Source organism: Synechococcus sp. R55.2, assembly GCF_047462075.1.
Lineage (GTDB): Bacteria > Cyanobacteriota > Cyanobacteriia > Thermostichales > Thermostichaceae > Thermostichus.
Window position 1 is genome coordinate 1 of sequence record NZ_JANSIH010000393.1, and the last position, 21272, is coordinate 21272.

The 21272-nt window shown below is 58.0% G+C and carries 23 protein-coding genes and 1 pseudogene; 12 read left to right on the plus strand and 12 right to left on the minus strand.

The features are described 5' to 3' along the window. Positions 1–38: 38 nt before the first annotated feature. The 5 genes and pseudogenes from hisD to NW838_RS12485 form a co-directional block, all read right to left on the minus strand. Positions 39–1238: pseudogene (gene hisD, locus NW838_RS12465) on the minus strand (histidinol dehydrogenase); the annotation flags it as partial. 247 nt (positions 1239–1485) lie between these two features. Then, positions 1486–2229 carry a hypothetical protein gene (locus NW838_RS12470; protein ID WP_414428136.1) on the minus strand — a complete coding sequence of 248 codons (744 nt, stop codon included), beginning with the start codon at positions 2227–2229 and terminating at the stop codon, positions 1486–1488. 124 nt (positions 2230–2353) lie between these two features. Beyond that, positions 2354–3529 carry an LL-diaminopimelate aminotransferase gene (locus NW838_RS12475; RefSeq protein WP_414428137.1) on the minus strand — a complete coding sequence of 392 codons (1176 nt, stop codon included), beginning with the start codon at positions 3527–3529 and terminating at the stop codon, positions 2354–2356. Positions 3530–3578: 49 nt separating this feature from the next. Then, on the minus strand, positions 3579–4163 hold the full coding sequence (locus NW838_RS12480; RefSeq protein WP_414328852.1) for a TolB family protein: 585 nt from the start codon (positions 4161–4163) through the stop codon (positions 3579–3581). 58 nt (positions 4164–4221) lie between these two features. Next, entirely contained in the window at positions 4222–4506 is a 285-nt protein-coding gene (locus NW838_RS12485) for a DUF427 domain-containing protein (RefSeq protein WP_414328853.1), read from the minus strand. 231 nt (positions 4507–4737) lie between these two features. On the opposite strand from NW838_RS12485, the gene NW838_RS12490 reads away from it, so the two are divergent. The 9 genes from NW838_RS12490 (at position 4738) to NW838_RS12530 (ending at position 13706) form a co-directional block, all read left to right on the plus strand. Beyond that, positions 4738–6147: a DUF697 domain-containing protein gene (locus tag NW838_RS12490; protein ID WP_414356311.1), complete on the plus strand. Its 1410-nt coding sequence runs from the start codon at positions 4738–4740 to the stop codon at positions 6145–6147. A gap of 36 nt (positions 6148–6183) precedes the next feature. Then, positions 6184–6948: a peptidase gene (locus NW838_RS12495; protein ID WP_414356300.1), complete on the plus strand. Its 765-nt coding sequence runs from the start codon at positions 6184–6186 to the stop codon at positions 6946–6948. Positions 6949–7000: 52 nt separating this feature from the next. Continuing rightward, on the plus strand, positions 7001–7987 hold the full coding sequence (gene glyQ, locus NW838_RS12500) for a glycine--tRNA ligase subunit alpha (RefSeq protein ID WP_414356301.1): 987 nt from the start codon (positions 7001–7003) through the stop codon (positions 7985–7987). Between the two features lie 150 nt (positions 7988–8137). Then, positions 8138–8665, plus strand: coding sequence for an NYN domain-containing protein (locus tag NW838_RS12505; protein WP_011431737.1), 528 nt, complete (start codon positions 8138–8140; stop codon positions 8663–8665). Positions 8666–8996: 331 nt separating this feature from the next. After that, the gene (gene lepA / locus NW838_RS12510) at positions 8997–10808 is read left to right on the plus strand and encodes a translation elongation factor 4 (RefSeq protein ID WP_414350006.1); all 1812 of its coding nucleotides are present in this window, start codon (positions 8997–8999) and stop codon (positions 10806–10808) included. A 4-nt stretch (positions 10809–10812) separates the two neighbouring features. After that, positions 10813–11406 carry a bis(5'-nucleosyl)-tetraphosphatase (symmetrical) YqeK gene (gene yqeK, locus NW838_RS12515; protein ID WP_414328665.1) on the plus strand — a complete coding sequence of 198 codons (594 nt, stop codon included), beginning with the start codon at positions 10813–10815 and terminating at the stop codon, positions 11404–11406. Positions 11407–11448: 42 nt separating this feature from the next. Continuing rightward, a complete protein-coding gene (gene rsfS, locus NW838_RS12520; RefSeq protein WP_011431734.1) occupies positions 11449–11820 on the plus strand; it encodes a ribosome silencing factor in 372 nt (123 codons plus the stop codon). Positions 11821–12416: 596 nt separating this feature from the next. Then, on the plus strand, positions 12417–12737 hold the full coding sequence (locus NW838_RS12525; protein WP_414342999.1) for a hypothetical protein: 321 nt from the start codon (positions 12417–12419) through the stop codon (positions 12735–12737). Between the two features lie 57 nt (positions 12738–12794). Next, positions 12795–13706 (plus strand): histone deacetylase, encoded by a 912-nt coding sequence (locus NW838_RS12530; protein WP_414356305.1) that lies wholly within the window; start codon positions 12795–12797, stop codon positions 13704–13706. On the opposite strand, the gene NW838_RS12535 is transcribed toward NW838_RS12530, so the two are convergent. The 5 genes from NW838_RS12535 to NW838_RS12555 form a co-directional block, all read right to left on the minus strand. Continuing rightward, positions 13703–14854 (minus strand): NAD-dependent epimerase/dehydratase family protein, encoded by a 1152-nt coding sequence (locus tag NW838_RS12535; protein ID WP_414356307.1) that lies wholly within the window; start codon positions 14852–14854, stop codon positions 13703–13705. The genes NW838_RS12530 and NW838_RS12535 overlap by 4 nt on opposite strands. A 93-nt stretch (positions 14855–14947) precedes the next feature. Continuing rightward, entirely contained in the window at positions 14948–15886 is a 939-nt protein-coding gene (locus NW838_RS12540; protein WP_414356308.1) for a fused MFS/spermidine synthase, read from the minus strand. Positions 15887–16005: 119 nt separating this feature from the next. Beyond that, positions 16006–16464 (minus strand): adenosylmethionine decarboxylase, encoded by a 459-nt coding sequence (speD, locus tag NW838_RS12545; RefSeq protein WP_414328672.1) that lies wholly within the window; start codon positions 16462–16464, stop codon positions 16006–16008. A gap of 96 nt (positions 16465–16560) precedes the next feature. Continuing rightward, positions 16561–17022 carry an RNA-guided endonuclease InsQ/TnpB family protein gene (locus tag NW838_RS12550; protein ID WP_414428138.1) on the minus strand — a complete coding sequence of 154 codons (462 nt, stop codon included), beginning with the start codon at positions 17020–17022 and terminating at the stop codon, positions 16561–16563. Beyond that, complete coding sequence (locus tag NW838_RS12555; protein WP_414428139.1) at positions 17015–17848, minus strand: RNA-guided endonuclease InsQ/TnpB family protein; 834 nt, start codon at positions 17846–17848, stop codon at positions 17015–17017. Before NW838_RS12555 ends, NW838_RS12550 begins: the two co-directional genes overlap by 8 nt. Positions 17849–18028: 180 nt before the next feature. On the opposite strand from NW838_RS12555, the gene yidD reads away from it, so the two are divergent. Then, positions 18029–18325, plus strand: a complete 297-nt coding sequence (gene yidD / locus NW838_RS12560; protein ID WP_414357215.1) for a membrane protein insertion efficiency factor YidD — start codon at positions 18029–18031, stop codon at positions 18323–18325. Between the two features lie 3 nt (positions 18326–18328). On the opposite strand, the gene NW838_RS12565 is transcribed toward yidD, so the two are convergent. Beyond that, the gene (locus NW838_RS12565; RefSeq protein WP_414357217.1) at positions 18329–18712 is read right to left on the minus strand and encodes a RidA family protein; all 384 of its coding nucleotides are present in this window, start codon (positions 18710–18712) and stop codon (positions 18329–18331) included. Between the two features lie 171 nt (positions 18713–18883). On the opposite strand from NW838_RS12565, the gene NW838_RS12570 reads away from it, so the two are divergent. Together NW838_RS12570 and NW838_RS12575 are read left to right on the plus strand one after the other, a co-directional pair. Further along, on the plus strand, positions 18884–19234 hold the full coding sequence (locus NW838_RS12570; protein WP_414357213.1) for a phenylpyruvate tautomerase MIF-related protein: 351 nt from the start codon (positions 18884–18886) through the stop codon (positions 19232–19234). Between the two features lie 81 nt (positions 19235–19315). Beyond that, positions 19316–20062, plus strand: coding sequence for a TVP38/TMEM64 family protein (locus NW838_RS12575; protein WP_414357211.1), 747 nt, complete (start codon positions 19316–19318; stop codon positions 20060–20062). Between the two features lie 73 nt (positions 20063–20135). On the opposite strand, the gene gshA is transcribed toward NW838_RS12575, so the two are convergent. Beyond that, on the minus strand, positions 20136–21272 hold the full coding sequence (gene gshA, locus NW838_RS12580; RefSeq protein WP_414357209.1) for a glutamate--cysteine ligase: 1137 nt from the start codon (positions 21270–21272) through the stop codon (positions 20136–20138).

Genomic DNA, 21272 nt, shown 5'->3' on the forward strand with positions numbered 1-21272 from the left:
ATTGCGCTGGCGACCTCCCGCATAGCCGATTAGCCGTTTTGAATCAGACTTGAATGCTTTATTAAAGTTTCTACCCCCTGAGCCGAGGCGTAGCGGGCTGAGCCTGCCGTAGGCAGGGTATGGTTGGGGCCGGCCAGGTAATCTCCCACCGCCTCTGGGGTATGGTGGCCCAAGAAAATGGCCCCCGCATGGCGAATGGGATCCAACAAAGCCCAGGGATCGGCCACCTGCAATTCCAAATGTTCTGGCGCAAACAGGTTGGACAAGGCCACCGCCGTTGACAGATCCGGCACCACCGCAATCAGACCGTAGTTCACCACCGACTTTTCCACCATCAGACGGTTGGGATGGGCCTCCATCTGGGTGGCCACCGCCTGCTGCACCTGCTGGGCCAGCTGGAGATCGGTGGTCAGAAGGATGGCCGCCGCCAGGGGATCATGCTCGGCTTGGGCCAGCAAATCGGCAGCCACATAAAGAGGGTTGGCGCTCTCATCGGCGATGATCAACACCTCCGATGGCCCTGCCAGGGAGTCAATCCCCACTGTGCCGTACACCAGCTTTTTGGCCAACGTTACGTAGATGTTGCCGGGGCCGGTGATCACGTCCACCTTGGGGATGGTCTCGGTGCCGTAGGCCAAAGCCCCTATTGCCTGAGCCCCTCCAACGCGATAGATGGTGTGGATGCCTACTTCTTGGGCGGCCACCAAAATGGCCGGGCTAATCCCCTTGCCCCCCGAGCCGTCGGATCCCGGTGGCGTCACCATCACAATCTCGGGCACCCCCGCCACCTGGGCCGGGATGGCGTTCATCAACACAGTGCTGGGGTAGGCGGCCCGCCCCCCCGGAATGTATAGGCCGGCGCGATCCACAGGGCGGTATTGCTTGCCCAAAACGATCTCAGGGCCGGGAAAGCTCACCCAACTGCTGGGCACCCGCTGCCGGTGAAAAGCCTCAATGCGCTGCTTGGCCAGCCGTAAGGCTGAAAGCAATTGCGGAGACACCGCCTGGTAAGCCGCCTCCAGCTCGGCCCCAGACACCTTCAGTTCGGCAACGCTCAGCTCCACCTGGTCAAACTCAGCCGTATAGGCCAGCAGGGCACGATCCCCCTGACGGCGTACCGCTTGCAGGATCTCCCGCACGGTTGCTTCACGGTGCAGGTTCTGGTCAGCCTGAGTGCGCTCCGAGATCCGTCTAAGCTCGGCTTCAGCCTCGGCTAGCTGGGTGACGATTCTCAGCATGGCAACTCCTTCGCATAGCGCGCCGTAACCCCATACTAACGAGGGATCCGGCGGCATCGCGGTAGCAAATGCAGATCTTCGGCTGCACCGGTTTCGGCGACAAGAGGAAACATCTCCAAGCAGGGATCCCGTCTGCACCTGGCGTGATCCGGGTTGATCATGGTCATAGCTTAGCCTGGATTTTCCTCGACCAAGAGCCGGGTAGAGTTCGCCGATAGCCCTACTCAGGAAAAAGACTGGCCCCTTTTCATAGGCGCAGTTCTGACGATTTGATCAAGTTGCGAAAATCGTGGATTACCTCTTCACAGCGACGGAAAAAAGCCAGCACCCAATCCCGTAGCACCCTTTGCTGAGATTCGTCCAGTTCCTTGAGGGATCCCCGGTAGTGGATCTGGCCGCTGCGCTCGATCTCGAACTGGTTCAGCCATTCTGCTTGGGATCCCTGGCGTTCCACCACTTCCTGCCGTGCTGCCTTCCAATAGTTGACGATCACCGCCTTGCCCAAATAGCCGGTTGTAATCTGGCAGAGACGGTTCAGAGATTGCACGAAGACATCCATCTCCATGCGCGGGCCCGCCGCAGGAGCGGAACTGGGCTGGGTAGCGTTCCGGCCTGCCTCCGCCTGGCTGGTAAATAGACGAAAGGTGGCCAAGCCCTTTGGCGTATCCTGCTGCAGCTCGGCTCGCAGGCGGTTCACGGCCAAGGTGTAAACCGGCATCACCAGCTCGTCATTCACCGCCACCAGCAGCGCCCATTCCGGCCCAAGGGGGTAAACGAAAACCCGCTGCTCGGCAAACTGAAAATCAAAATAGTCAAGTCCTGGGGGCATGGTCTCCAAAACTTGAAACAGCCCTTCGGTAAGGGCTTGCTGCTGTCGGCTATCCAAATCCTGAAAAGAGCGGTAGAAGAAAGGGCGACCTGCCCGACTCAAGAGCGCCACCCCCATCACCCCACGGATGGACAAAAAACTGTCGAGCGTTTCCTTCTCCATGCCCACTCAACTTGGATAACACTCTTACTCTTATCCTGACTTAGATTGCCCGAGGGTGGGCGAGCACAACCAACCGAGAGCTGGATGCTCGATGTTTGGGATTGATGTTTGGGATTTAGGAAATTCACCGGGACAAAAACGCCTCGATCCGTCCCACTGCCTCCTCCAGACGGGATCCCTCGACCACCAAAGCAAAGCGGACATAGCCTTCCCCACTGGGGCCAAAGCCAGAACCCGGAGACAGGGCAACCCCTGTGGCTCTCACCAAGTCCAGACAAAACTGGGCAGAAGAGCCGCGATAAAACTCCGGCAGAGGCGCCCACAGATACATGGTGGCCTCCGGCAAAGGCACAGGCCAACCGATGCGGTGTAGAGCCGCCACAGCTATATCCCGTCGCTCGCGGTACACCTGCCGCCAGCGCTGCAAAAAGCTATCGGGAACTGCCAAAGCCGCTGCTGCCCCCCGCAGAATGCCCTGGTACTGATGGAAGTCGATGGTGGATTTCACCCATCGCAGGGCTCGGATCAGCTCCCGGCTGCCAATGGCGTAGGCTACCCGGAATCCCCCCATGTGATAGGACTTGGAGAGAGAAAAAAACTCGATGGTGCGGGTTTTATCGGGATCCGCCTGCAGCGCAGAAGGGGCCACCTGGCCGTCGAAGCGCCAGTCCACATAGGGAAAATCGTGGGCCAGAACGATGTCGTACTGCTGACAAAACTGCAGGGTTTCTTGCCAAAACTCCGGGGTGACGGTGGCAGTGGTGGGGTTGTGGGGGTAGTTCAACACCAGCAGCCGCGCCTGCCGGCAGATCGCTGCCGGGATCCGATCCCACTGGGGCAAGAAGCGGTTTTCCGCCCGCAGGGGCAGGTAGTAGGGGATCCCGCCCGCCAGATGGATCCCGCCCGCATGAGAGGGATAGGCCGGATCGGCGACCAAAGCAACATCGCCGGGGTTGAGCAGGGCCAGGGGCAAGAGGGCCGTTCCCTGCTGGGATCCGATCAACGGCAGCACCTCTGTTTCCGGATCGATCTCCAGGCCGAACTTGCCCCTGTACCACTTGGCGCAGGCAGACCGAAAGTCCGCCGTGTCGTGAAACAGCGTGTAGCCATAGGTAGAGGGATCCGACAGAGCCGATTGGATGGCCGCCAAGGAGTCTGAAGGTGGGGGCAGATCGGAGGATCCCAGAGACAGATCGATCACATCCAGGCCAGAGCGACGAGCCTCTCGCTTGGCTCGATCCATTTGGTCAAACACATTGCCGCCGAGGGGCTGAAGTCGCTGGGCGAGGGGAATCGACATGCAACAACTCTTGCAAAGCAGGGGGGTCTATCCTAGCTTGAGGATCCCCTCAGGGATTGTCGTCAGCATTGGGGGAAGAAGGTGAGGTTGGACGCGTGCTGGCCGCCGGCCCCCGGTCGAAAATCTCGATGTGCCACTGTCCTTGGCCGTTGCTCTCAAAAGCGATAAACCGGCCATCGCCGCTGATGGTGGGGTTGCGCACATCTCCTGGCACCCGGCTGCTGATGTTTTCTATCCTGCGAGTTTCCCGGTCGTAGAGGAAGATCTCAGACTTGCCCAGAGCATTGGACACGTAGACGATGTAGCGGCCATCAGCGCTGATGTCGGGCGAGGTAGCCGCCACGTCGCTGGAGTTGAGGCCGGGCAGATCCACCAAGCGACGTTCCACCGTGTCGTAGAGAAAAATATCCTGGCTGCCGCTGCGGGCCGAGGAAAACACCAGGTAGCGGCCATCTCCGTTGAAAGCAGGCTCCCCATCGGGGAAGATGCTGTTGAGGCCACTGTTGGTCAGGCTGGGACGCGGGGTGCGAAAACCTGCGGGGCTGCAGCCCAACAGCACCAAGCTCAATCCGGCCAGGCCCAGCTTTCTCGCCCACCGGGCCGCGCCAAACAGGATCCGGCCATTGGTCAGCATGGCATCGCCTCTCCAACCCACTCTTCCCATCATACCCGGTTGACAAACTCGGCTCCGGCTAGGGCTCCACCTTGACACCCTTCCAGAAGGCCACATAGCCCCGGATGTTGGCGGCAGCGGGTTTGGGATCCGGGTAGTACCAGGCGGCATCTTTGTTCTCCTGGCCGTTGACCACGAGGGTGTAGTAGCTGGCCTCCCCCTTCCAGGGGCAGGTGGTGTGGGTAGAGCTGGGCTGGAAGTATTCCCGGCGCAGAGATTCCGGCGGAAAATAGATGTTGCCTTCTACGGTTTCGTAGCGGTCTGTCTCCGCCACCACTACCCCATTCCAGATAGCCCTGGGCATGGAAAACCTCCTCTTGCCAAGTTTTGGATATCGGATTTTTGAGTTGCGGATCCCGGCGGCTGAGGCCGCCTTGCTTTGAGCTTAACTCTTCCCTTCCTCTTATGATCGTCTTGTATTGTCCCTTGTATTGTCCGATGAGAAGCTCTCTGTCCGGTGGGGAAGCCTGCCGATCCCGAGAGCAAAGTGGAGTCTTTTAAGGGCTGCTTCCTACCGCTATTGAGCGCTACGGCTATGGCTCGCCGCAACACCCTACAAGATGACCTCAACTACCAACAAGCCAAGCGCAGCCTGCGCCAGTGGGTGGCCCAACTGGATCTGCGCCCCCAAGAGGTCGCGGGCTTAGAAGGGGAGTTGGAGAGCTTGCAAGCGCTCTTGGACAAGCTGGAAACCGAGGTCATCCACATCGCCGCCTTTGGTCTGGTGGGGCGAGGCAAGTCTTCCCTGCTCAATGCCCTGCTGGGCGAGCCGGTCTTTGAGACGGGGCCCACCCATGGCATCACCCGTACCCAGCAAGCGGCAACTTGGAACATCAGCTGGGAAACCCGCCCCCAGTCCTCCTTCTCTGGCACATCCCTGCAGGGATCCCGCCTCCCCCCTTCCTCGGTGCAGTCGGTACAGGTCGCCCATTGGCAGGGATCCCGTCTGGAGCTGATCGACACTCCCGGCCTGGATGAAGTAGACGGCGAAGAGCGGGCGCGGCTGGCCCGAGAAGTGGCGCAGCGAGCGGATTTGATCCTGTTTGTCGTCTGCGGGGATCTGACGCGGGTGGAGTTTGAGGCTCTGGCCACCCTGCGGGAGGCGGGCAAGCCTATGCTGCTGGTGTTCAACAAGATCGACCAGTACCCAGAGGCGGATCGCCAGGCCATCTACGATAAGATCCGCAACGAACGGGTGCGGCAGCTCCTTTCCCCCGACGAGATCGTCATGGTGGCGGCCTCCCCTCGCGTGCCCCGCCTGGTACAAAGGCCGGATGGGAGCTTTGCTGCCCAAATGGAAGTGGGATCCCCGCAGGTGGATGAGCTGCGCCTGAAAATCCTGGAAGTCCTGCATCGGGAGGGGCGTTCGCTGCTGGCCTTGAATGCCCTCCTGTTTGCCGATCGGGTTAACCAGCAGGTAATTGAGCGCAAGCTGCAAACCCGTGCCCAGCAAGCCCAAGACCTCATCGCCTCAGCCGCCCGCACCAAAGCGCTGGCGGTTGCCCTCAACCCCATCACCCTGCTCGATACCTTGGGAGGGCTGGCCATCGATGTCACCCTGATCCTGCGCCTGGCCCGCCTGTACGGCTGGCCCATGAGCACTGCAGGAGCCACACAACTGCTGCAGAAGATCATCCTCAGCATGCTCAGCCTGGGCGCCGGCGAGTGGGTGGCGCTGTTGGGCCTGGGATCCCTGAAAACCTTGCTGGGAGGATTCTCTCTGGGGGCCTACGGCTCCGTGGCCCTGACGCAGGCGGTGTTGGCCGGGTTTTCCTGCTATGCCATCGGCGAGTCCGCCCGCCGCTACCTCGCCCAAGGGGCCAGTTGGGGGCCAGAGGGGCCCAAAGCCGCCATAGCCCAGATTTTGGCCGATTTGGACGAAGCCTCGATTACCGCCCGCCTGCGAGAGGAAATCCGCCACAAAATCGGATTTGCTTTCCCCTGACCCTCTACAATCAAAAAGCCGAGCCGCGTCGTCCTCATGACCTACTGCCTTGGCATCATCACCCGCTTTGGCTTGGTGATGGCGGCAGATTCCCGCACCAACGCCGGGGTGGACTACGTCTCCACCTATCAAAAGCTGTTCGATTTTTCCGTGCCCGAAGAACGGGTGATCTTGATCTGCACGTCCGGCAACCTGTCCATCACCCAGGGCGTTTTGACCGAAGTGCAGCGGGATCTGCGCCAACCGGAAAGTACCAATCTCCACACCTTTCCCCACCTCTACGACGTGGCCCGCTACCTGGGATCCAAGATTCGGTACATCCAGGAGCAAGACCGGCCCTGGCTGGAAAAAGACGGCATCGACGCCCAGTGCAGCCTGTTGCTGGGGGGACAGATCCGAGGCGAGGAGCCGGCCCTCTTTTTGATCTACAGCCAGGGCAACTGCATCCAGGCCACCCCGGAAACCCCTTTTTTGCAGGTGGGGGAAACCAAATACGGCAAACCCATCCTGGATCGCACCCTCTCCTACGAAACCTCGCTGGCGGATGCGGCCAAATGCGCTCTCCTCTCCATTGACTCCACCATGAAATCCAACATCTCCGTCGGCCCCCCCATCGATTTGGTGATGGTGCAAGCGGATCAGTTCAAGGTCACCCACCGTCTGCGCCTGCGCACCGGGGATCCCTACCTGGCCAAGATGCGCAAACTGTGGGAAAGCGCCCTCAAACAAGCCTTCGACCAAATGCCCCCCATCGAGTGGGACTACTCGGATCCAGTCGATCAAGAAGAGCCGCTCGACTGAGGAGAGCAGATTGGTAGGATAGGGGTTGCTCTATCTCTGCCCAACCCTTGCCATGTCAGCCCACACCTTTCAAGACTTGATCTTTCGCCTGCAACAGTTTTGGGGGGAGCAGGGCTGCTTGATCCTGCAACCCTACGACCTGGAAAAAGGCGCCGGCACCATGAGCCCCCACACGTTTTTGCGCGCCTTGGGGCCGGATCCCTGGCGAGTGGCCTATGTCGAACCCTGTCGCCGCCCCACCGATGGACGCTACGGTCAAAACCCCAATCGCCTGCAGCACTATTTTCAATACCAAGTGTTGATCAAGCCCTCCCCCGATGACATTCAAGATGTGTACCTGGATAGCCTGCAAGCTCTGGGCGTGAATCCGGCAGAGCACGATATTCGCTTTGTGGAAGATGATTGGGAATCTCCCACCTTGGGAGCTTGGGGCGTGGGCTGGGAAGTGTGGCTGGACGGCATGGAAGTAACCCAGTTTACCTACTTTCAGCAGGTGGGCGGACAAGATTGCCGCCCGGTTTCTGTAGAAATTACCTATGGGCTAGAGCGCCTGGCCATGTATCTGCAGGGGGTGGATTCGGTTTTCGATCTCTGCTGGAATGAGCATCCTTCTCTGGGACGGATTACCTATGGACAAATCTATTTCCAAAATGAGGTCGAGCAATCTTATTACAACTTCGAGTATTCCGATCCGGAGATGCTACTGGAATTGTTCCGGCTCTACGAAGCCGAGGCCAAGCGTTTGATCGAAACCACCCAACAGAAACTGCAGAAACAGGTGTTGCCGGATCGGTTGGCCGTGTCTCTGCTCCTGCCCGCCTACGACTATGTGCTCAAGTGCTCCCACACCTTTAACCTGCTCGACGCTCGTGGTGTCATTGCTGTAGCCGAGCGCACCCTCTACATTGGGCGCATCCGTAACCTGGCTCGACAATTGGCGGAGCTGTACGTTAGCCAAGCCGATCGACCGGGATCCAGCTATGCCCTGCGGCAACCGGAACCCGCTTTGGTTTACAGGGGTGCCTCTCCTCAGAGTTAATTCTTGAGAAAGGGATCCCACCTTTGGCTATGATGAGAGATTGGTGTCAGCAAGGTGCTGGCTGCCCAAATGGCTCTTGTGGAAAGTCAGTGACCTCGTTTTCATCCTCTTTTTCTGACCAGTTCACCTTACTTTTTTCGGAAAAGCTTTATGTTTTACCATCATCCCGTCACTCGGGTTTCCATCTTTATTGATGGCAACAATATGTTTTATGCCCAACAAAAAAATGGCTGGTTTTTCGACCCACGCAGGGTGTTGGATTATTTTGTTAGATCACAGCCAAATGTTGAATTGGTCAACGCATTTTGGTACACCGGCATCAAGGATCCCCATGATCAGAGGGCCTTTCGAGACGCTCTGATCAGCATGGGCTTCACTGTGCGCACCAAGATCCTCAAAGAATATCGAGATGAAGACTCCGGTCGGTACTCCCAAAAAGCAAATCTGGATATCGAAATAGTAATCGATATGTTCAACACCGTTGGCCAGTACGATAGGATCATTCTATTTAGCGGCGATGGAGATTTTGAGCGGGCCGTCGAGCTGTTGCGTTCCAAAAACACGCTGATTACAGTTGTCTCCACCGAAGGGATGATCGCCCGCGAGCTGCGCAACGCCACCGACCGCTACATCGACCTCAATGACATTCGCCCCTACATTGAGAAGTTAGACAAGTAGTGCTTTGGGCAGGGTTCTGGACTGCTTCCTCTGCCGTCGGGTCAGACCCATAGCCTCCTGGCGAGCTGGCGACAACACCGCCTAAGTTCGTTCTGGCTTTTTCCATCTTCACGGATCCCATCCCTGCCACACAAGCGGCACGTCTGTTGTACCGGCTCTAGTCAGCGCTGCCGGAAAGGAGCTGTCCCGGCCAATTCCAGTAGGGTGCTCTGGTGTCCGGCAGAAGGGCTGTGTCTTCTCCCCTTGGCAACCAACTTCTGGGCAACCTCAGTTCAGGCAGGGGAGCAGAGAGGCTAGCATTGTAAAAAATCTTTGCCCTGATCAGGTTTTTATGACCGGCGTTCCTGTCTCCCGTATTCGCAACTTTTCCATCATCGCCCACATCGACCACGGCAAATCCACCCTCGCCGATCGCCTCCTGCAGGAAACGGGCACCGTTTCAGCCCGCGAGATGAAGCCGCAACTGCTGGACAGCATGGAACTGGAGCGGGAACGGGGCATTACCATCAAGCTGCAAGCGGCCCGCATGAACTACCGTGCCCAAGACGGCCAAGACTACGTTTTGAACCTGATCGACACGCCGGGGCATGTGGACTTCACCTACGAAGTCTCCCGCTCCCTGGCCGCCTGTGAAGGGGCGCTGCTGGTGGTGGATGCCTCTCAAGGGGTGGAGGCCCAAACCCTGGCCAACGTCTACCTGGCCCTGGAGAACAACCTGGAAATTATTCCGGTGATCAACAAAATCGACCTGCCGGGCGCCGAGCCGGAGCGGGTGATTGCCGAGATTGAGCAGGTGATCGGCCTTGATTGCAGCGGGGCAATCCTCGCCTCTGCCAAGGTGGGTATTGGCATTCAAGAGATTCTGGAGGCCATTGTGCAGCGGGTGCCGCCCCCACGGGATACGGTGGCGGAGCCCCTGCGGGCCTTGATTTTCGATAGCTACTACGACGCCTATCGCGGCGTGATCGTCTATGTGCGCATCATGGACGGGGAGGTGAAAACGGGGGACAAGATTTGCTTTATGGCCTCTGGCCGAGAATACGAGATTACCGAGCTGGGGGTGATGCGTCCCAACCAAGAGCCGGTGGATGCCCTACATGCGGGCGAGGTGGGCTACATGGCCGCCGCCATCAAGAGCGTGGAACACGCCCGTGTTGGGGATACCATCACACTGGTGAATCGCAAAGCTCCTGAGCCCCTGCCCGGCTACAAAGAAGCCAAGCCGATGGTGTTTTGTGGCCTGTTCCCCAGCAGCTCCGATCAGTACGCCGAACTCAAAGAGGCTCTGGAAAAGCTCAAGCTCAACGATGCTGCCCTGTACTTTGAGCCAGAAATTTCCAGCGCCATGGGCTTCGGCTTCCGCTGTGGTTTTCTGGGCCTGCTGCACATGGAGGTGGTGCAGGAACGCCTAGAGCGGGAGTACAATCTCGATCTGGTGATCACAGCTCCGACGGTGGTGTACCAAGTTACCCTCAACAACGGCTCTGTGATTCGGGTGGACAATCCCAGCAAGCTGCCTCCCCCCAACGAGCGCACCAGCATTGAGGAGCCGATTGTCAGGGTAGAGGTGATTCTTCCTGAGGAATTTGTCGGTACCGTGATGGAGCTGTGCGAGACCAAACGCGGCACTTTTAAAGACATGAAATATCTGGCGCAGGGTCGGACTACGCTGGTGTATGAGCTGCCCCTGGCGGAAGTGGTCACCGACTTTTTCGACCAATTGAAATCACGCACTCGTGGTTATGCCAGCATGGACTACCAAATGATTGGCTATCGCGCCGATGATTTGGTGCGTTTGGACATTTTGATCAACGGCGATGTGGTGGATTCTCTATCCACAATTGTGCATCGGGACAAAGCTTTTTATGTAGGCCGTTCCCTAGTTGCCAAGTTACGAGAGCTGATCCCACGCCATCAATTTGAAGTGCCCATTCAGGCAGCAATTGGCTCTAAAGTGATTGCTCGTGAAACCATACCAGCCCTGCGCAAAAACGTCTTGGCCAAATGCTACGGAGGAGATGTGACCCGCAAACGCAAGCTTTTGGAAAAACAAAAAGAGGGGAAAAAACGCATGAAGGCGGTGGGAACGGTGGATGTGCCCCAAGAAGCGTTTATGGCCGTGCTGAAGTTGCAAAATGATTAGGGCCATGGGCACTCAACTGGGGCGGGAAGAGGTGTTGGCCTGGCTACAGGAGCGGGTGTCTCCTCCTCGCCTCCGCCATATCTTGGGGGTAGAGGGGATGGCCCGACAGCTGGCGGCCCACTACGGGCTGGACGAGCAGAAAGCTGCTTGGGCAGGGCTGATGCACGACTTGGCCAAGGCTTTCCCGCCGGAGCAACTGTTGCAAAGGGTGGCTCAGGAACGGGAGCTGGATGAAATTGAGCGGGCCGAACCTCACATCCTGCACGCTGAGGTGGGATCCCTGGTGGCGCGGGAGCAGTTTCAGGTACAGGATCCGGAGATTTTGGCGGCCATTGCCAACCACACGCTAGGGCAGCCCGGCATGGATCCGCTCAGTTGCGTGGTTTTCGTGGCCGATGCCCTGGAGCCGAATCGGGGCAACAGCCCAGAATTGGAGCGGTTGCGGCAGATGGCTTTTGTAGATTTGTCTAAAACCGTAGTGGGAGTATGTGACTTGAGCCTAAAATTTTTGCTAGACCGGAATCAGGTGGTTCATCCGCGCACACTCATGACTCGGAATCATTTTTTGTTACATCCTTTAGAAAAAGCGGTGTCCTAGGTTAACTCAGTCGTTTCAGGAGGGTTTTAGTTGCTACATCTCATGCCTGCCCCTGCTGGGGATCCCATCTATTGCATGGCGCTGAGTGCAGCTCGCGCGGCAGAAGAGAAAAAAGGTGGCGATATCGTTCTGCTGGATGTATCCCAAGTCTCCACTTTGGCAGATTACTTTCTTCTGGTCAGCGGCTACTCGCTCACGCAAGTCCGCGCCATTGCCCGAGCAATTGAGGAAAAGGTTTGGGACGAGTGGAAACAAACTCCGCGCCGCATCGAAGGGCAGGAATCGGCCTCTTGGATACTGATCGACTATGCCGATCTCATTGTCCATGTGATTATGCAACAGGAAAGGGACTACTATGACCTAGAGTCTTTCTGGATCCAGGCTCAGCGAGTCGATCTGCCCATAGCAGGCTAAATCTATTTGTTTTGGATCCCTGGATTTGGCAGTTCTTCAGAGCTTGGAGCCAAGGGAAGAGTTGCTCTTTACAACTCTTTAACTGCCTTCCAGGGCCTCCTTGACAGACAGAAGTTTTAGTCAATTGTCAAGAAATATGTAAGTTTCTTAATATTCCCGCAATTTCTTACACAGTCACGTGTTAGGGTAGTGAATGACAAATAGCTGAGTAAGATCTTCCTGCCTTTTGCAGTCGAGTTTCTATAGTCTTTGTTAAACGCTCTACCTTGTTTCTCTTGAACGCTGATAATTCTTCGTTGGTACTGAATACCAGCAAAAAGATTTTCCAGCTGCTGATGGCTCCTATTGGCTGCTTTCAGCGGCAAGTGGAAAGGCAAACGAGGCGAATAGAGGAGGCAAGGATTGGCTGCACAAGAGGATCTTACGAACGAAACCGCAACTTCTTCCCGACGGCAGACTTAACTGCAACCGGCTTAAATGGTCGGCCTGTAGGCAAAATCCGGTGCCAAAAGCAGCGGAGGAAGATGGGGAAGCAGCGTTTTTTGTTTAATGTCTGTTTTTAAGAGCGACAGGGATTTTTAGGAGGAACATTCATCATGGAAAAGATGTTGGTTAATATCGTCGAGTACCTGGCATTGGGAGAACTGGAAACTATCCTCTCCACTGAGCACCCCCATCAACAGGTGTTTCATGACGCTAGGGAGCGGGAAGCGATGATGCAGCAGATCCTAAACCGGGTCCCCGCCATCTACATGTGGCTGGCTGCCGATGAGTGTCCCAGCCGCGATCAACTCAATTCCTCTGAGCTGGAATTGCTGCGGTCGGTAGTGCGGGATGTGGTCAATCAAAAACTCCAACAAGCCTCTTTTGGCCTTGACCCCTATGCGGGATCCATGTCAGAGGTCTTCTACGGATAGAGGGGGCGGGCTTAAGCTACACTGCAAAGGCGTTGCCTTAGCTTGTTGCCTCTGCCCATGTTGCCTGTTTACTATTCTGATATTTTCCTCAGCCACGATACTGGGCCATTTCACCCCGAGCGTCCGGCTCGCTTGCAGTCCATTGTTAAGGCGCTGCGTGGTGCCCCTTTTGCCAACCAGTTGGAATGGCGGGATCCCCCCTTGGCGGAGCTGGCAGAGCTGGAGCGAGTACACTCGCGTCAGCACATCCAACAGGTGGCTGAGTTGGCAACAGCAGGTGGGGGACACATTGATGCCGACACTGCTCTCTCGGAGAGAAGTTTTGAAGCGGCGCGCCTGGCTGTGGGAGCTTGGATTGCCGGCTCTGCCTCGGTTTTGACCACCGCTCAGCCAGCGCTGGTGCTGTGCCGTCCACCTGGGCATCACGCAGAGCCAGAACGGGCAATGGGGTTTTGTTTATTCAGCAACGCAGCCATTGCGGCGCTGTGGGCGCTGGATCAGCCGGGGGTGAAGCGGGTGGCGATTTTCGATTGGGATGTTCACCACGGCAACGGCACGCAGGCGGTGGTGGAGCGCTATCCCCAACTGGCCTATGCCTCCATCCATCAGTTTCCCCTCTACCCCGGCACCGGCTCCGCTCGCGAAACCGGGATCCACGGCAACCTCTGCAACGTGCCTTTGCCTGCCGGCTCGGATTGGTTGGCCTACAAAAAGGCCCTCGACGAGAAGATCTTGCCGTTCTTGCAAGCGTTCCAGCCGGATTTGCTGCTGGTGAGCGCCGGCTTCGACTGTGCCAAAGGGGATCCCCTGGCCGGTATGCAGCTAGAGCCGGAAGCCTTTGGCCGCATGGCCCGCCTCTGCCTGGAGCAGGTGACCCGCAAAACCCTCTTCGGCTTGGAAGGCGGCTATAACCTGGACAACCTGGCGCGCGGCTGGCTGAGCCTGGCCCAAGCTTGCCTGGAGAGTTAACCTTTCCACTTCACCTTGGGTAAAATCTGCCGCACATCCACCCGATCCTTGTACTTGAGAGCAAAGTTGAGCAGCGAATCCAAGAGGGAATCGGACAGATAGTGGGGCTGGAGGCCCAGGTCTAGGAGCTTGGTGTTTTTGGCGTTGTAGTAGTGCTCTTCCAGCTCGACGCGGGGGTTCTCCAGGTGGTTGATTTCCACCTTCAGGCCCATGGTGGCTCCCGCCTTTTGCACCAGCAACGCCAGTTGCTCAACACTAAATTGCTCTGTGAACTGGTTCATCACCCGGAATTGGCCCGGCTCGGCAGGGTGAGCAATGGCCAGCTCCACGCAGCGCACCGTGTCGCGGATATCCAGGAAACCGCGGGTCTGGCCGCCCTTGCCATACACTGTCAGCGGATGGCCCACGGCCGCTTGAATGCAGAAGCGGTTCAGAGCTGTGCCGAATACGCCATCGTAATCGAGACGGTTGATCAGCACCTCGTCTATGCCGGTTTCTTCTGTGAGCACGCCGTATACCACCCCTTGGTTCAGGTCGGTGGCCCGCAGGCCCCAGACGCGGCAGGCGAAGTGGATGTTGTGGCTGTCGTGTACTTTGGAGAGGTGATACATGGATCCCGGCTGCTTGGGGTAGGGCAGGGTATCCTTGCGGCCATTGTGCTCGATGGTGATGTACCCCTCCTCGATGTCGATGTTGGGGGTGCCGTACTCGCCCATGGTGCCCAGCTTCACCAGGTGGCAATCGGGAAATTCCTCCTTGATGGCGTAGAGGATGTTCAAGGTGCCCACCACGTTGTTCACCTGGGTCATCACCGCATGCTCGCGGCTGATCATCGAGTAAGGGGCAGAGCGCTGCTCGCCAAAGTGAACAATGGCCTCCGGCGGGAAGCGGCGCATGCAGGAGATCAGGGCTTCGTAGTTGGTAACGTCGCAGACAAAGATGGGAATGTCCTTGCCGGTTAGCCCCTTCCAGCAATCCACCCGTTGCTCTAGCTGGGCAATGGGGGTCAGGGTAGAAACCCCCAGTTGCAGATCCCAGAGGCGGCGGACGTAGGAATCGAGAATGGCCACCTCATAACCCCTGTTGGATAGGTGCAGGGCTGTCGCCCAGCCACAGTATCCGTCACCACCAATAACCAGGACTTTCATCAGGGAAGCAAAATTCGGCTGCTCACGAATCTACCAAGTTATGGCACCAAAGACAAACTCTCCTGGGATCCCTTCGGGGTGCTGGATAGCCCCTTATTCGATGCGAGGCGGGTTATCCAGGGTATAAACCGTGGTCTCGGCGGCAATGGCACGGCGCAGGTGAGCTGGGACTTGGTAGAGGCCCAGAAGGGTGATGCCATCGATGAATTGCAGTGCCCCTCGCTCGGGATCCAACTGTTGGCTCAGAATCTGGTCGATCTGCTCCGGTTCTGGCCTGGGGGAGATGGGATCCTGAGCTGCCAGGGCAAAACCCAGTGGGCCACCGTAGGTGGGGGCATAGATGGCGTAGGGCTGCACGGCGGCAAACACCGTTTTCAGGGTGCGAACAATGCGGGTGTGTTGATGAAGCTCAACCGGCCCCGTCGGCCCGGCTTGGATGGTGAAAGCCCCATCTGGCTGCAACTTGGAGCGGATCTGGCGGAAAAACTCCTGGGTGAAGAGGCGGTAGGCAGGGCCGGACTCAATGGGATCGGAGAGATCGGAAAGGATCACATCCCAAATGGGGCCTGTTTCCTGGAGAAAATCCAAGGCATCGGCAATCACCACCTCCACCCGCGGATCTTCAAAGGATCCCTGGTGCATTTCCGGCAGGTGCTCTCGGCAGGCTGCCACCACCTCCCCATCGATGTCCACCATCACCACCTGCTCCACCGAGCGCCAACGCAGCACCTCCCGCAGCGTTGCCCCTTCTGCCCCCCCCAACACCAGTACCCGCCGGGGGATCCCGCCCGCTTGGACAACCTGCACCATAGCCGGATGAACCAAAGCCTCGTGGTACAGAAACTCATCCACGGTAGTGGATTGCCAATGCCCATCCAGCATCAGACCCTTGCCGAAGGCCCCCGTCTCGGCGATCAGCATCTCCTGGAAAGGGGTTTTTCGGTAGGCCAAGATGCGCGTGACCGCACGGGCGGTGTAGTCCCAAGGGGTAAAGTACTCCTGAACCCAGAAGAAACTTCTCGGGCTGCTCATAAGCACCTCGCTACAGCTTTTTCCAGCAACATAGACTGACCTCTGGGGTGAATCGGATCCCACCCAGCCTACAGATGGCCCCCATGACAGTTTGGAAAAAGCTGCGATTGGCGAAGATCTCAGCGCCTTCGTCGGGTTGCTTCACAGGTGAGCACCTCAGCCGAGTCTGGGGCCTCTTCCAGGAGTGTCGGTTGCGCGGTGCGGCGGGGCACCTTGCGCAGGGAATATCGTCGCGCTTGAAACACGTCGATCAGATATTCACAGGCCGCTTCCGGTCGGGTGTGGCGACCACAGGTGAACACATCCACCGCCGCGTAGCCCGCTTCGGGCCAGGTGTGAATGGAGATGTGGGATTCCCCCAAAAGAGCGAGGGCTGTAATCCCCTGTGGCTCAAATGGATGGCACAGCTCTCCCAAAAAGGTGGAGTTGGAGCGTCTGGCTGCCTCTCGCAAAGCCTGTTGCACCAGAGAGGCATCATCCAAAAGTTTGGCCGGGCAGTCGTAAAGCTCCAGGATACAGTGGATCCCGATCAGAGCTGGAGACCTATCCCCTAATTGGCCAGATAGTGTGTGCAGCATACTATCCCCTAATTGGCCAGATAGAACTGATTAGAACCAGAGGCTGCACAGAAAGCGCAGCTTTACCATTATCTCACAATTGACATACTCCCCTGCCTAAAGGCAGGGGATTCTGGTTCCTGGTTCTGCGACAGCACTTACCGTGTCAGGTTGCCCCTCCACAGCAGCGGTGCTCATCTCCCCAGGCGTTCCCCCTTTCGGGGCGGTTCCCTTTTGCCCAAAGGTACCGTTGTTCCACTCCTCACCCAGCAGCTCCAGCCCTTTGCGCAGGATGTTGATGGCCGCATTCTCATCCCGGTCGATCACCACCCCACACTGCGGGCATTGATGGGTGCGAGTGGACAGCGTCTTCTTCACCCGGTGGCCACACCGAGAACAGTCCTGACTGGTGTACTGGGGCGGCACGGCCACCACCACCTTGTTGAAGACCTTCCCGTAGGAGTCCAGCCACCCGGTGAATAAACTCCACCCGGCATCGTGAATCGACTTGGCCAAGTGGTGATTCCGCACCAAGTTGCGCACCGGCAAGTCCTCATACGCCACGATGTCGCTAGACAAAGCGCTCCGCGCCGCCGTAGGCGAGCACTACGCACCGGGCCAGCTTGATGACCCAGTCTCTACGCTGGCGTTGGACTTTGAGATGCACCTTGCCCAGCCGCTTCCTCTGCTGGTGGTAGTTCTTGGATTGGGGTTTGGCCCCTCTCCGAAACTTTCTGCTCAGTCTCCTTTGCTGTCGCTTCAACCTCCTTTCGGCACGACGCAAGAATTTGGGGCACTCTACCTTGTTCCCATCGCTATCGGCGTAGAAGTGCATCAAGCCCACATCCAGCCCCACCGCCTGGCCGGTGGACTCCACCTCCTCTCGGCGCTCCACGTCCAGGCAAAACTGGGCGTAGTAGCCATCGGCTCTCCGCACTACCCGCACCCGATTGATTTTCAGGGTGAGGATGTCCCGCCGCGCCTTGTCGTTGCAATACAAAGCAAAGGTGCCTGCCTGGAAGCCATCCGTGAAGGTGAGGGACATCCCATCTGCTGCCAGCTTCCAGCCGGAGACTTTGTACTCCACGGAGCGACAATGTTTCTGGAACTTGGGATAGCCCTTCTGGGCTGCCTTCTCCTTGCAGCGGCGGTAGAAGTTGGAGATGGCAAACCAGGCTCGCTCCGCACTGGCTTGTCGGGCAGAGGAGTTCAGCTTCTGGGCGAAGGGGAACTCTCTGGCCAAGTCCTTGCAGAGGGAGTACAACGTGGCCCTGTTCACCCCCTGATGATCCATCCAGTGGCGCAGGCACTTGTTGCGCACGAACTGGGCAGTCCGAATGGCCTCATCCAAGGCTTGGTACTGCTGGGCTGTGCCGTTGAGGAGCTTGGCTTCGAGGACGCGCATGAGCCTACTTTATCAAAGGTCTAGCAAGATAAAAGCCGCCCTGGTCGCGTCAGCGGGCCGTAGGCCTTAGGGCGGGGCTTTAAACCCAGTTTTCTTGGTAACTGCAAGGATTGACAATAGAGATCGCCGGTACGTTCCAGATGACCTTGAAGTAGCGATGCGCTTTTTGGACTCCGACCCATGCCCGAACAATCGGATCCCCTCACCCGCAGCTTGATTGCCCTGATCCGGGGTTACCAGGTCGGCATTTCTCCTTGGCTGCCACCTGCTTGTCGCTATTACCCCACCTGCTCTCAGTACACCTTGGAAGCGGTGCGGCGCTACGGTGCCCTACGAGGGGGTTGGCTGGGGATCCGTCGCCTCTGTCGCTGTCATCCCTGGCACCCAGGGGGCTACGATCCGGTTCCCGATTTGCCGGGATCCGCGCCGACCCAGAAACCCTCCCCCCAGCCGGGCTCCCACTCTAGAGACACCTAGCACTTAGGTTGATTGTGGGTAGCAAGCCACAACCTCGATTTCTACTCGGGCATTGAGGGGCAGGCGGGCCACCTGTACGCAAGAGCGAGCCGGAGCCGGATCGGTGGCAAAAAACTCTCGATAAACCTCGTTCATGGCCGCAAAATCCTCCATATCGGCCAGGAAAACCGTTGTCTTCACCACCTGGGAGAGAGTGGTGCCCCCCGCTTCCAGCACCGCCTGCACGTTCAGCAATGCCTGCCGAGTTTGAGAAACAATGTCCTCCCCCACCAGTTTGCCGGTTTTGGGATCCAGGCCCACCTGCCCGGCAGTAAACAGGAATGGCCCCAGAGCAGCAACACCCTGGCTGTAGGGGCCGACAGGAGCGGGGGCAGCTTCGGTTTGCACGCCACAAAGACATGGCCCAGGCCGATCCCGGTAGTGGCCGATCTCTGGCTGGGCCGGCTTCGTCTGCTCCATAGAGGTTTGCCCAACTCTGTCGCTACGCTACCACAGGTGGATCGCCAAAAAGCGGGGCCAAGAATGCCAAGATGAACTCGTTGAGAGGGAGAGGGATCCATGCCGTTGATCAAGCTGCAAACGTCTGTGCAACCAGAAGCCGCCGCGGTAGGGGAACTGCTCAAGGTGCTGTCTGCTGCTCTATCGGAACAGTTGGGCAAGTCGGAAGCCTACGTGATGACTGCCTTTGAAGGTGGGATCCCGATGACCTTTGCCGGCAGTGGGGATCCCTGTTGCTACGTGGAAATCAAGAGTATCGGGCAATTTTCCGCCCAACAAACCCGGGCCATGAGCGAGTTTTTTTGTGGCACCATCGAGGCCCGATTGGGGATCCCCAAGAAGAGGATTTACATTGAGTTCAGCGATGCCAAGGGCTATCTTTGGGGATGGAATGGCACGACTTTCGGGTAAAGATGCTTCCCCCACTCTGAGAGCTGTTTACTCCAGCTTGCTCCAGCTCACCTCACAGGCACTTTACTAGGAGTTTGGCCAATGGAAGAGCTGCCTCAACCCAGCACAAACCCTCAAAAGCAGCGGATTTTGCTCAAGCTTGCTGCGGTTTTGGGCTCGGCCATCTTTATCTTTTGGGCAGCACATCGATTGGGATTTTTTGGGGTTATTCAAGACTGGCTCACCGGGGCTCTGGCTTGGATGGAAAGCTTGGGGCCGCTGGGGCCGATCCTCTTCATTGCCATTTACATTGTGGCGACGGTGCTGCTTTTACCGGCTTCGGTGCTGACCTTGGGGGCAGGAGCTGTGTTCGGGGTGGTGGCCGGAACTGTGTATGTGCTAATCGGGGCAACCATTGGAGCGAATTTGGCCTTTTTCATCGGGCGCTACTTGGCGCGGGAACAGGTGGCGAAATGGATTGAGGGAAATGCCAAGTTTGCGGCCATCGACCGAGCAGTGGGACGTGAGGGATGGAAAATAGTCGGCCTGATTCGGCTGTCGCCTGCGTTTCCCTTCAATGTGCTCAACTACGCCCTAGGGCTGACCCGAATTTCTTTTCTGGATAACTTGTTGGGCACTGCCGGGATCGTGCCGGGCACTTTTATGTATGTGTACATCGGCTCATTGGCGGGATCCCTGGCCAACATGGAAGGCAGGGAGTTGGATCCTCAGGCTCAAACCGCCCAATGGGTCGTTCGCCTCGTGGGGCTCATCGCCACCGTAGCTGCTACCCTCTACGTCACTCGCGTTGCCCGCCAAGCCCTACAAGAAGCGGTGGAGCCTGTTTAGGGGATTTAAGTTGGGTCGAAGATTCAGCGTGTGGAAGGCACCGGGTTGAGAACACTCACCGTTGGGCAGAGGCTTAGCCAACAACTTGGCAGAGGGTTTCCTGCCTCTCTCGGTCTTGTTCGGCCAGCTCCTGGATGGCCTGTTGGTACACTTGGGCAGGCGTGGATCCCTGGTTGACTTGTTTCAGCCAGCGTTGGGCCTCATTGCCCTGGTGGAGCAGAGTTTGCAAGGGAGCTAGAAAACAGCCCAAGCCTTGAGGTTGGCCAATACGCCAAGCTTCGGTCAGCAGCTCTTCGATCCACTCTTGGGCCGCCCGTTCCCGGCCTGTCCGCCAATCGACCAAATGAGATTGCAGCGATTCTCGAGCAGCAGCCTGCTCGTTGGCTTCGCAAAGGCTCTCCAGCTCTGTCGGGGTAAAGGGCCCCCGCAAGGGATCCAGCGCTTCCGGCTGGGCCAGCAACTGCCAGAGACGGGCTTCCACCAAGGCGGTAATCGCCAGAACCATTACCGGATCCCCCACCAGATCGCAAATGCGCAGCTCCACGCGGTTGAGGTGGTAGGGCCGCTCCGGGCCGTTGGGTCGCACCGAGGCCCACAGGTGGCGCACATTCTGCATGGTGCCCAGGGCTAGCTGCTCCTGGATCCAGGCAATGTAGTGGGCGTGATCCCGGAAGAAGGGCACCTGAGCCGGCGTTTTGGGGAACACCTGCCAACGGCTGGAGTGGGATCCCGTCACCCGTCCGTCCAGAAAAGGGGAGGAAGCGCTCAGAGCTAGGTAGAGAGATGCTTCCGCTCGCAGCAGGCGACAGGCCCGGAAGATGGCCTCGGTACCTGGCAGGCCAACATTGATGTGAATGCTAGCAGTTACCACCCGCGTGCCATAGGTGCGCTCGATGTAGTCGTGGTAGGGGTTGCCGGGATCCGACCGCTCGAAGTGGTCGCTGCCGCCCAAAGCTAGCGTGCTCCCTGGCAGAAGGGTGTAAGGGCCAAGACGGCGCAAAAATTGCCGCAACTGTAGGCGAGGCCGCAACAAGGCACAGAGCAGGTCTTCGTAGCGGCGGAGAGGGGGGGTGATGTACTCCACATTGCGCCGATCCGGCTCCCGCACAAACCCTGGCAAAGCCTGGCAAATGCGATCCGACAAGCCCACCACTTCCCCGGCGGCGGTGCCGGTGTACATTTCCACCTCAAAGCCCTTGGTCAACAGCAC

What these genes read in the sequence shown, in the direction of transcription:
- NW838_RS12470 (WP_414428136.1), bottom strand. Translation starts at nt 2,229, where the DNA reads ATGGAGAAGGAAACGCTCGACAGTTTTTTGTCCATCCGTGGGGTGATG.
- NW838_RS12475 (WP_414428137.1), bottom strand. Translation starts at nt 3,529, where the DNA reads ATGTCGATTCCCCTCGCCCAGCGACTTCAGCCCCTCGGCGGCAATGTG.
- NW838_RS12480 (WP_414328852.1), bottom strand. Translation starts at nt 4,163, where the DNA reads ATGCTGACCAATGGCCGGATCCTGTTTGGCGCGGCCCGGTGGGCGAGA.
- NW838_RS12485 (WP_414328853.1), bottom strand. Translation starts at nt 4,506, where the DNA reads ATGCCCAGGGCTATCTGGAATGGGGTAGTGGTGGCGGAGACAGACCGC.
- NW838_RS12490 (WP_414356311.1), top strand. Translation starts at nt 4,738, where the DNA reads ATGGCTCGCCGCAACACCCTACAAGATGACCTCAACTACCAACAAGCC.
- NW838_RS12495 (WP_414356300.1), top strand. Translation starts at nt 6,184, where the DNA reads ATGACCTACTGCCTTGGCATCATCACCCGCTTTGGCTTGGTGATGGCG.
- glyQ (WP_414356301.1), top strand. Translation starts at nt 7,001, where the DNA reads ATGTCAGCCCACACCTTTCAAGACTTGATCTTTCGCCTGCAACAGTTT.
- NW838_RS12505 (WP_011431737.1), top strand. Translation starts at nt 8,138, where the DNA reads ATGTTTTACCATCATCCCGTCACTCGGGTTTCCATCTTTATTGATGGC.
- lepA (WP_414350006.1), top strand. Translation starts at nt 8,997, where the DNA reads ATGACCGGCGTTCCTGTCTCCCGTATTCGCAACTTTTCCATCATCGCC.
- yqeK (WP_414328665.1), top strand. Translation starts at nt 10,813, where the DNA reads ATGGGCACTCAACTGGGGCGGGAAGAGGTGTTGGCCTGGCTACAGGAG.
- rsfS (WP_011431734.1), top strand. Translation starts at nt 11,449, where the DNA reads ATGCCTGCCCCTGCTGGGGATCCCATCTATTGCATGGCGCTGAGTGCA.
- NW838_RS12525 (WP_414342999.1), top strand. Translation starts at nt 12,417, where the DNA reads ATGGAAAAGATGTTGGTTAATATCGTCGAGTACCTGGCATTGGGAGAA.
- NW838_RS12530 (WP_414356305.1), top strand. Translation starts at nt 12,795, where the DNA reads ATGTTGCCTGTTTACTATTCTGATATTTTCCTCAGCCACGATACTGGG.
- NW838_RS12535 (WP_414356307.1), bottom strand. Translation starts at nt 14,854, where the DNA reads ATGAAAGTCCTGGTTATTGGTGGTGACGGATACTGTGGCTGGGCGACA.
- NW838_RS12540 (WP_414356308.1), bottom strand. Translation starts at nt 15,886, where the DNA reads ATGAGCAGCCCGAGAAGTTTCTTCTGGGTTCAGGAGTACTTTACCCCT.
- speD (WP_414328672.1), bottom strand. Translation starts at nt 16,464, where the DNA reads ATGCTGCACACACTATCTGGCCAATTAGGGGATAGGTCTCCAGCTCTG.
- NW838_RS12555 (WP_414428139.1), bottom strand. Translation starts at nt 17,848, where the DNA reads ATGCGCGTCCTCGAAGCCAAGCTCCTCAACGGCACAGCCCAGCAGTAC.
- yidD (WP_414357215.1), top strand. Translation starts at nt 18,029, where the DNA reads ATGCCCGAACAATCGGATCCCCTCACCCGCAGCTTGATTGCCCTGATC.
- NW838_RS12570 (WP_414357213.1), top strand. Translation starts at nt 18,884, where the DNA reads ATGCCGTTGATCAAGCTGCAAACGTCTGTGCAACCAGAAGCCGCCGCG.
- NW838_RS12575 (WP_414357211.1), top strand. Translation starts at nt 19,316, where the DNA reads ATGGAAGAGCTGCCTCAACCCAGCACAAACCCTCAAAAGCAGCGGATT.